The organism is Ensifer sp. LC163, from assembly GCF_001695855.1.
In the GTDB taxonomy this organism is placed as follows: domain Bacteria; phylum Pseudomonadota; class Alphaproteobacteria; order Rhizobiales; family Rhizobiaceae; genus Ensifer.
The window spans coordinates 161,453-169,863 of sequence record NZ_MBSS01000005.1 but is presented as its reverse complement, the minus strand read 5'-3'; the positions used below and the strand labels follow the sequence as shown (position 1 = coordinate 169,863).

At 63.5% G+C, this 8,411-nt stretch carries 8 protein-coding genes; 6 read left to right on the top strand and 2 right to left on the bottom strand.

Annotation, left to right across the window (positions count from 1 at the left end; all coding sequences use genetic code 11):
- Both BC360_RS05890 and BC360_RS05885 read left to right on the top strand, forming a co-directional pair.
- On the top strand, positions 1 to 177 hold a 177-nt coding region (locus BC360_RS05890; protein WP_208858156.1), incomplete at its 5' end, for an electron transfer flavoprotein subunit alpha/FixB family protein.
- A 157-nt stretch (positions 178 to 334) separates the two neighbouring features.
- Positions 335 to 1,207, top strand: a complete 873-nt coding sequence (locus BC360_RS05885; protein ID WP_065781110.1) for a 3-hydroxybutyryl-CoA dehydrogenase — start codon at positions 335 to 337, stop codon at positions 1,205 to 1,207.
- A gap of 73 nt (positions 1,208 to 1,280) precedes the next feature.
- Here the strand turns inward: BC360_RS05885 and tlpA are convergent, their stop codons facing one another.
- Entirely contained in the window at positions 1,281 to 1,952 is a 672-nt protein-coding gene (gene tlpA, locus BC360_RS05880) for a thiol:disulfide interchange protein TlpA (protein WP_065794576.1), read from the bottom strand.
- Between the two features lie 26 nt (positions 1,953 to 1,978).
- On the opposite strand from tlpA, the gene argH reads away from it, so the two are divergent.
- From argH to BC360_RS05860, 4 genes are all read left to right on the top strand, one after another.
- Positions 1,979 to 3,382, top strand: coding sequence for an argininosuccinate lyase (gene argH, locus BC360_RS05875; protein ID WP_065794575.1), 1,404 nt, complete (start codon positions 1,979 to 1,981; stop codon positions 3,380 to 3,382).
- 150 nt (positions 3,383 to 3,532) lie between these two features.
- Complete coding sequence (gene lptM / locus BC360_RS05870) at positions 3,533 to 3,727, top strand: LPS translocon maturation chaperone LptM (RefSeq protein WP_065780837.1); 195 nt, start codon at positions 3,533 to 3,535, stop codon at positions 3,725 to 3,727.
- A gap of 115 nt (positions 3,728 to 3,842) precedes the next feature.
- Positions 3,843 to 5,111, top strand: coding sequence for a diaminopimelate decarboxylase (gene lysA / locus BC360_RS05865; RefSeq protein ID WP_065780838.1), 1,269 nt, complete (start codon positions 3,843 to 3,845; stop codon positions 5,109 to 5,111).
- 154 nt (positions 5,112 to 5,265) lie between these two features.
- Positions 5,266 to 7,884, top strand: a complete 2,619-nt coding sequence (locus BC360_RS05860; RefSeq protein WP_065794574.1) for a TIGR02302 family protein — start codon at positions 5,266 to 5,268, stop codon at positions 7,882 to 7,884.
- A gap of 147 nt (positions 7,885 to 8,031) precedes the next feature.
- On the opposite strand, the gene BC360_RS05855 is transcribed toward BC360_RS05860, so the two are convergent.
- Positions 8,032 to 8,391: a response regulator gene (locus BC360_RS05855; RefSeq protein ID WP_065794573.1), complete on the bottom strand. Its 360-nt coding sequence runs from the start codon at positions 8,389 to 8,391 to the stop codon at positions 8,032 to 8,034.
- Positions 8,392 to 8,411: the final 20 nt, after the last annotated feature.

The following is an 8,411-nucleotide window of genomic DNA, read 5'->3' as shown; positions in this document are numbered from 1 at the left end:
GATCTCTACATCGCCTGCGGCATCTCCGGGGCGATCCAGCATCTGGCCGGCATGAAGGATTCGAAGGTCATCGTCGCCATCAACAAGGACGAGGAGGCGCCGATCTTCCAGGTCGCCGATTACGGCCTCGTCGCCGACCTGTTCGAAGCCCTGCCGGAGCTGCAAAAGGCGCTGTAACCATTCGCCAACCGCGCCGTGAGAGCCCCAAGGAAAAGGGCTGGCAAAAGCGCTGACTTGGCATTAACAATCTACCGGGCCGGTCAGACCAGCCCGGTATTTTCGTATGTGACGGCGGCATGGCCGCCAAAATTCTTGAAGATGGATGTTCGCCGCGATGATCAAGACGGTCGGAGTTATTGGTGCCGGGCAGATGGGCTGCGGCATTGCGCATGTTTCGGCAATGGCCGGATACAAGGTGCAGATCTACGATCTTGCCGCTGACCGCATCGAGGCAGGGCTGGCCACCGTCAACGGCAACCTTGCCCGTCAGGTGTCTTCCGGCAAGATGACCGACGAGGCCCGCAAGAGCGCGCTGGCGCTGATCAAGGGCTCGTCCGATATCAACGACCTGTCGCAGGTGGACCTCGTCATCGAGGCGGTCACCGAGGACGAAACCATCAAGCGCAAGATCTACGGCCAGGTATGTCCTATCCTGAAGCCGGAAGCACTGCTTGCGACCAACACCTCGTCGCTGTCGATCACCCGCCTCGCCTCGGCAACCGACCGTCCGGAAAAATTCATGGGCATCCACTTCATGAACCCGGTTCCGGTGATGAAGCTGGTCGAGCTCGTGCGCGGCATCGCGACGGACGAAGGTACGTTCAAGGCAGCCAAGGAATTCGTCGGCACGCTCGACAAGACGGTGACGGTCGCCGAAGACTTCCCAGCCTTCATCGTCAACCGCATCCTGCTGCCGATGATCAACGAAGCGATCTACACGCTCTATGAAGGCGTCGGCACGGTAGACGCGATCGATACCGCCATGAAGCTCGGCGCCAACCACCCGATGGGTCCCTTGCAGCTCGCAGACTTCATCGGTCTCGACACCTGCCTGTCGATCATGCAGGTGCTGCACGACGGTCTGGCGGACTCGAAGTATCGTCCCTGCCCGCTGCTGGTAAAATATGTCGAAGCCGGCTGGCTTGGCCGCAAGTCCGGCCGCGGTTTCTACGACTATCGCGGCGACGTGCCGGTGCCGACCCGCTAATCCACCGACATCCGAAATTCAAAGCCCAGCGAAATGCCGGGCTTTTCATTTTCAGACCGTGGCGGACAGGCGCTCAACTGCCGGCGGCCGGGGCAATGGCGGCGCTGATCAGCGCCTTGGCATCGTCGCTGTCCCAGGCGGCCGGGCCGTTCATCGAGCCGATCAGGCAACCCTTGTCGTCGAGCAGCAAGGTTGCCGGCAGGCCGAATGCCAATCCTTCCTTCTTCAGACTGTTGAAGACGCCCATCGAAGCATCGCGGTAGTAGCGCAGGTCGTGGACGGCGGTCTCGTCGAGGAAGGCTTTCGGCTTTTCGTCGTCGCCGACGTCGATGTTGATCGCGACCACCTCGAACTTGTCGCTGCCGAGCGACTTCTGCAGCGCGTTGAGGGCGGGCATCTCCTCGCGGCAGGGCACGCACCAGGTCGCCCAGAGATTGACGAGGATGGTTTTGCCGGCAAATGCAGCGGTAGTCGTCGGCTTGCCGTCCGGGCCGTTGAAATCAAGCGCGATCGGGCGCGGCGACGCGGCCGGCGACATCGCAGCCACCTGCCCCTTCATGAACGGCGTCAGCGAGGCGACCTTTTCGCCCGTCAACGGGCAGACGGCAGCGGCCGTTTCGGTCGTCTCGGCATTGCCAGACCCCGTCTCCTTCACGTATACCGCTGCCGCACCGACGATCACGCCGAACACGGCGGCGAGCGCGAACAATTTCACGGCCGGGGGGGATTTCTTCTGGTCGGACATTTCATTCTCCAAGGCGGGCATTCTTCATGGCTGACGGCAATTCCGAGACGAAATCCTCCAACCAGATGTGGGGCGGTCGCTTCGCCTCGGGTCCGGATGCGATCATGGAGGAGATAAATGCCTCGATCGGCTTCGACAAGAAGCTCTATGCTCAGGACATCCGCGGCTCAATAGCGCATGCGACCATGCTTTCGCATCAAGGCATCATTTCGGCCGAGGACAAAGACAAGATCGTTCACGGTCTCAACACGATCCTGTCAGAGATCGAAAGCGGCCAGTTCGAGTTCTCCCGTCGCCTCGAAGACATCCACATGAACATCGAGGCCCGGCTTGCGACCCTGATCGGCCCGGCCGCCGGTCGGCTGCACACCGCCCGTTCGCGCAACGACCAGGTGGCGCTCGACTTCCGCCTCTGGGTCAAGGAAGAGCTGCAGCGGACCGAGAAGGCGCTGACCGGCCTGATCGCCGCCTTCCTCGACCGCGCCGAGGAACATGCCGAGACCGTCATGCCCGGCTTCACCCATCTGCAGACGGCTCAGCCCGTGACCTTCGGCCACCACTGCATGGCCTATGTCGAAATGTTCGGCCGCGACCGCTCGCGCGTGCGCCACGCCATCGAGCACATGGACGAAAGCCCGATCGGCGCGGCCGCCCTTGCCGGCACCGGCTTCCCGATCGATCGTCACATGACCGCCAGCGCGCTTGGCTTTGCCGGTCCGACCCGCAACTCGATCGACACGGTTTCGGACCGCGACTTCGCGCTCGAATTCCTGTCGATTGCCGCAATCGCCGCCACCCACCTGTCGCGCCTTGCCGAAGAGATCGTCATCTGGTCGACGCCGCAGTTCGGCTTCATCCGTCTCTCCGACGCGTTTTCGACCGGCTCCTCGATCATGCCGCAGAAGAAGAACCCCGATGCCGCCGAACTGGTGCGCGCCAAGACCGGCCGCATCAACGGCTCGCTGATCGCACTTCTGACCGTCATGAAGGGCCTGCCGCTTGCCTATTCCAAGGACATGCAGGAAGACAAGGAGCAGGTCTTCGACGCGGCTGAAAGCCTCGAGCTCGCCGTTGCCGCGATGACCGGCATGGTGCGCGACATGACCATCCGCGCCGACCGGATGAAGGCGGCTGCCGGCTCCGGTTATTCGACCGCGACCGACCTTGCCGATTGGCTGGTGCGCGAAGCGGGCCTTCCTTTCCGCGATGCCCACCACGTCACCGGCCGCGCCGTGGCGCTGGCCGAGCAGAAGGCCTGCGACCTCGCCGATCTCACGCTCGAAGACCTGCAGTCGATCCATCCCCAGATCACCGCCAAGGTGTTCGACGTGCTGACGGTCGAGGCCTCGGTCGCCAGCCGAACCTCCTTCGGCGGCACCGCTCCGAACGAGGTTCGCAAGCAGATCGCCTGGTGGCGCGCCCGCAACTGATTCCTGTCGCCCGAAACCGTTCAGCGGTTTCGGGCCGACGGCACGCCTGGGCACAAGGGTCTGAAACGCGTCGCAGAATCAGGGTGCACAAGCGCCGGAAAAATCGATAAGACATCGCACCAGCATCAGTCTCCGCGAAGGAAAATCACGATGACATTCACGAAGGCGGCCCGGCTCGCGCTTCTTCTGGCGATCCCCGGGCTGGTTCTTGTCGGTTGCGGACGCAAGGGCGACCTCGACCGACCCGGTTCGACGGCACCGATCAACACCTTGACCCCTGCCGGAACCGTCGAAAAGAAAGAACAGGTGGACGACCGCCGTTTCCTGCTCGATCCCCTCCTCTAGAGCGTTTCCAGCTTAAACGGGGTGTAAAAACGCTCTAACTCTTTGTTTCAACGCATTTCCCGACGGAAAACCGCTTCGCACTTTTCCTGGAAATGCTCCAAGCCGAGCAACGCCCGTGAACCATTTCGAATACCGCGACGGAATCCTCTACGCTGAAGACGTGCCGGTGACCGACATCGCCCGTACCGTCGGAACGCCCTTCTACTGCTATTCGACGGCGACGCTCGAGCGGCACTACAAGGTCTTCTCCAAGGCCTTTGCCGACGTCGACGCGATGGTCTGCTACGCCATGAAGGCCAATTCGAACCAGGCCGTCCTGAAGACGCTCGCCCGCCTTGGCGCCGGCGTCGACGTCGTGTCGGGCGGCGAACTGCGCCGCGCGCTCGCCGCCGGCATTCCGGCGGGCCGCATCATGTTTTCGGGTGTCGGCAAGACCCCGCAGGAAATGGACCTGGCACTCGAGGCCGGCATCTACTGCTTCAACGTCGAGTCCGAACCGGAACTCGAGATCCTGAACCAGCGCGCCGTCCGCGCCGGCAAGCGTGCGCACGTCTCCTTCCGCATCAACCCGGATGTCGACGCCCGCACCCATTCGAAGATCTCGACCGGCAAGAAGGAAAACAAGTTCGGCATTTCGTGGGAGCGCGCCCGCGCCGTCTACGCCCATGCCGCAACGCTGCCCGGCATCCAGGTGACCGGCATCGACATGCATATCGGCAGCCAGATCACCGAGCTGCAGCCCTTTGACGATGCCTTCAAGCTGCTGCGCGAGCTGGTCGACACGCTGCGCAGCGACGGCCACGCGATCGATCACGTCGATATCGGCGGCGGTCTCGGTATTCCCTATAAGGAAGACAACAATCCGCCGCCGCTGCCCGACGCCTATGCCGAAATTGTCAAGAGCCAGCTGCAATCGCTCGGCTGCAAGATCGTCACCGAGCCGGGCCGGCTGATCGTCGGCAATGCCGGCATCCTCGTGACCGAGGTCATCTACGTCAAGGATGGCGGCGACAAGACCTTCGTCATCGTCGATGGCGCCATGAACGATCTGATCCGCCCGACGCTCTACGAGGCCTATCACGAGATCAGGCCGGTCCGCATCTCCGCCGCCAATGCGCCCCGCATCAAGGCCGACGTCGTCGGTCCCGTCTGCGAGACCGGCGACTACCTGGCGCTCGATCGCGAGATGGCCATGCCGAAGCCGGGCGATCTCTTCGCCATCAGCTCTGCCGGCGCCTATGGTGCAGTCCAGGCCAGCACCTACAACAGCCGGCTCTTGATCCCGGAAGTGCTGGTCAAGGGCGACCGCTTCCATGTGATCAGGCCGCGCCAAAGCTACGACGACCTGATCGGGCTCGATTCCGTCCCGGACTGGCTCGACTGAGCGACCTTCCGGATCGGACGATGATCTGTGGATCGCCCGTGCGGGCGATCACGATTTTGTTGTCGCCCTCGTCTTCGCCACAAACGATGTTATCCTGATCATTCAAAAGGTCGGTCACGAGCGGTCATGAGCGACCGAAAGGGAACTTGGGCGGATGACGCAATTCCGGCAGGATGAGACGCCACAACCGAAGTCGTTTGCCAGAACGCTGGCGCTGAAGAGATTTGTCGCGCGGGCGGTGCTGATCGCCGAGCAGGTGTTGCCGTGCGCCCTCGTTCCCGCGTCGATCGCCCTCCTGTTTCTATCCGCCGCCTGGCTCGGTCTGTTCCGCATTGCCCCACTCTGGCTGCACGCCGTCGTGCTTCTGGGCTTTCTCGTCGCCTTCATCGCCTCCCTCGTTCCGCTGACCCGGTTAAGATTGCCTGGGAATGTCGACGCAGACCGGATGCTGGAGGAACGCAACGACCTTCCCCACCAGGCGATCCGCGTCCAAGACGATATGCCGGCAACCGGCGGTGCCTTCGGCGAAGCGCTGTGGCGCGAACATCAGGCGCGCATGGCGCGGACGATCCGCGCGCTCGACACCGGCCTGCCGCGTCCCGACATTGCCCGCCACGACCCCTTCGCGCTGCGCGCGCTGCCGGTTCTGCTCGCCTGCGTCGCTTTCGCCTATTCCTATTCCAATCGGGCGGGACTGCTCTCCGACGTGTTCCATCTGCCGCAGGCGACAAGCGAAGTCGCCGACATCCGGGTAGATGCCTGGGTGACGCCGCCCGCCTATACCGGGCGCGCGCCCGTCTTCCTCACCGGTCGCCAGGGCGTCGCATCCCCCTCTGATGAAATGGCGGCAATCACCATTCCGCAGTTCAGTGATCTGACCGTGCGCGTCACCGGCGCCGGCACGGAAGAAACCGTCCGCTATGCGGAAGACGGAGCGGCAGAGCCGATCATCATCCCGACCGCCGGGGAAAAAACCGACGAAAAGACTGCGTCAGCGCAACCGGCCGTCCAAAAGGCGCCCGATAATGCCGTGCGCAATCACGCCTACAAGATTGTCAAGGGCGGCGAACTATCTGTCGGCGACCAGAGGTGGACGTTCAAGATCACCCCGGACAGCGTGCCGCAGATCGCCTTCGACGGCCTGCCGAAGCCCACCCCCAATGCGTCGCTGGACATCGCCTTCCTGGCAACCGACGATTACGGCATCGCGCAGGCATGGGCTGAGATCAAGCCGCTGGACGAGCCTGTGAAGGACGCACGGCCGCTCTATCCGCTTCCCGAATACCGGCTCGACCTGCCGCGCCGCAATGCCCGCGAGGCCAAGGGCACGACCAGCCGCAACCTCAGTGAACATCCGCTCGCCGGCAAGCGCGTTCGCCTCACGCTCGTCGCTCGCGATGCTGCCGGCCAGGAGGGCCGAAGCGTGCCGCAGGATATGATCCTGCCGGCACGCCAGTTCTTCAATCCCCTGGCGGGCTCCGTCGCCGAACAGCGCCAGGTCTTCGCACTCAACGCCAACGACCTGCCCCGGGCGATCGACCTCAACGATGCGATCACCAGCTTCGCCGAGGAGACGATCCCCAACCTCACCCATTTCCTGCTCTTGAAGTCGGCGCGCTCACGCATGGCGCTGGCGCATAACGACGACATGCTGCGCGATGCCGCAAAACACCTCTGGGAGATCGCGCTTGGCATCGAAGATGGCGATCTGTCGCTCGCCGACCGCCGCCTGCGCGACGCGCAGCAGGCGTTGTCGGACGCGCTTGAGCGCAATGCGCCCGATGAGGAGATCGCCAAACTGATGAAGGAACTGCGCGAAGCCATGCAGGAATACATGCAGGCGCTCGCCAAGGAGGCCGCGAAAAACCCGCGCATGGCCGCCAATCCGGATCAGAACAATGTGCTGCGCCCGCAGGATCTGGAGAAGTTGATGAACCAGATCGAGAACCTGGCGCGATCGGGCGCACGCGACCAGGCCCGGCAGATGCTGTCCGAGCTCCAGCGGCTGATGAACAACCTGCAGGCCAACCGCGGCCAGCAGCAGATGGGCGAACAGAACAACGCCATGCGCGAGCAGATGGACAAGCTCGGCCAGCTGATGCAGGAACAGCAAAGGCTGATGGACGAGACGTTCAAGCTCGACCAGGCGCAGCGCGACCGCATGCAGCGCGGCGATCCGTTGCAGGGCGAAGACAACGAGCTTTACGGTCAGGAAATGCCGCAGGACCCCGGTCAGCGCGGCGATGAGAACGGTGAGCCCAACCCGCTTGACGACATGACCGCCGAGCAGCTGAAGGACGCGCTGAAGCAGCTGAAGCAGCAGCAGGATGCGCTGGGCAAGCAACTCGGCGAGTTGCGGAAGGGCTTGGAAAGCCTGGGCATCAAGCCCGGCAAGGGGTTCGGCGACGCCAAGCGCGAAATGGAAGGCGCCTCCGGATCGCTCGGCAAGGGCCAGGGCGAGCCGGCCGTCGGCAGCCAGGGCCGCGCACTGCAGGCACTGCGCGAAGGCGCCCAGGACATGATGAACCAGATGCAGGCCCAGGGTCAGGGGCCCGGCCAGGGCATTCCGCAATACGGCCAGAATGGCCGCGATCCGCTCGGCCGGCGCCAGCAGAACGCCGGTCCGGATTTCGGCGACCAGGTCAAGGTGCCGGATGAAATCGATACCCAGCGCGCCCGCGAGATCCTCGACGAAATCCGTCGCCGGCTCGGCAACACCCTGTCGCCGGAAGCCGAGCGTCAATATCTCGAGCGATTGCTCGACATGCGCTGACCACGGCCGATAGAAACAACCAGAAACGACAACGCCCTCGGAGCGGAAACGCACCAAGGGCGTATTCAGTTGTCAAACCGGCAGGCCTTCACGGCTGTCTCCGCCCCCGACGGGCAGTCGTGCGCCGCCGCTTCACGGCGGAGGCTGTCAGGCAGCGAGTGCCAGTGCAACGGCCTTGCGGATATCAGGCAGGGAAAAGGGTTTGGAGATGACGTCGACGATCTTGTCGGCGAGATCGTCGGCACGCTCACGCTGCTCGGCGTAGCCGGTCATCAGCAGGATCTTCATCGCCGGGAAAGCGGCGGCCGCCTGATGCGTCAGCTCGATGCCGTCCATGACGGGCATGCGGATATCTGACAGCAGCAGATCGAAATTCTCGGTTTGCAGGCAGGCAAGTCCGTCTGCGCCGTCTCCAGCCTCTACGGTCTCATGTCCATCGAGCCTCAAGGCCCGCGCGACGAAGGAGCGCAATGCATCCTCGTCCTCGGTAATCAGGATCTTCGCCATCATGGCCTCCCGCGTTCGCT

Excerpts from the sequence above, each read along its gene's own strand:
- BC360_RS05885 (WP_065781110.1), top strand. The coding sequence starts at position 335 with ATGATCAAGACGGTCGGAGTTATTGGTGCCGGGCAGATGGGCTGCGGC.
- tlpA (WP_065794576.1), bottom strand. The coding sequence starts at position 1,952 with ATGTCCGACCAGAAGAAATCCCCCCCGGCCGTGAAATTGTTCGCGCTC.
- argH (WP_065794575.1), top strand. The coding sequence starts at position 1,979 with ATGGCTGACGGCAATTCCGAGACGAAATCCTCCAACCAGATGTGGGGC.
- lptM (WP_065780837.1), top strand. The coding sequence starts at position 3,533 with ATGACATTCACGAAGGCGGCCCGGCTCGCGCTTCTTCTGGCGATCCCC.
- BC360_RS05860 (WP_065794574.1), top strand. The coding sequence starts at position 5,266 with ATGACGCAATTCCGGCAGGATGAGACGCCACAACCGAAGTCGTTTGCC.
- BC360_RS05855 (WP_065794573.1), bottom strand. The coding sequence starts at position 8,391 with ATGGCGAAGATCCTGATTACCGAGGACGAGGATGCATTGCGCTCCTTC.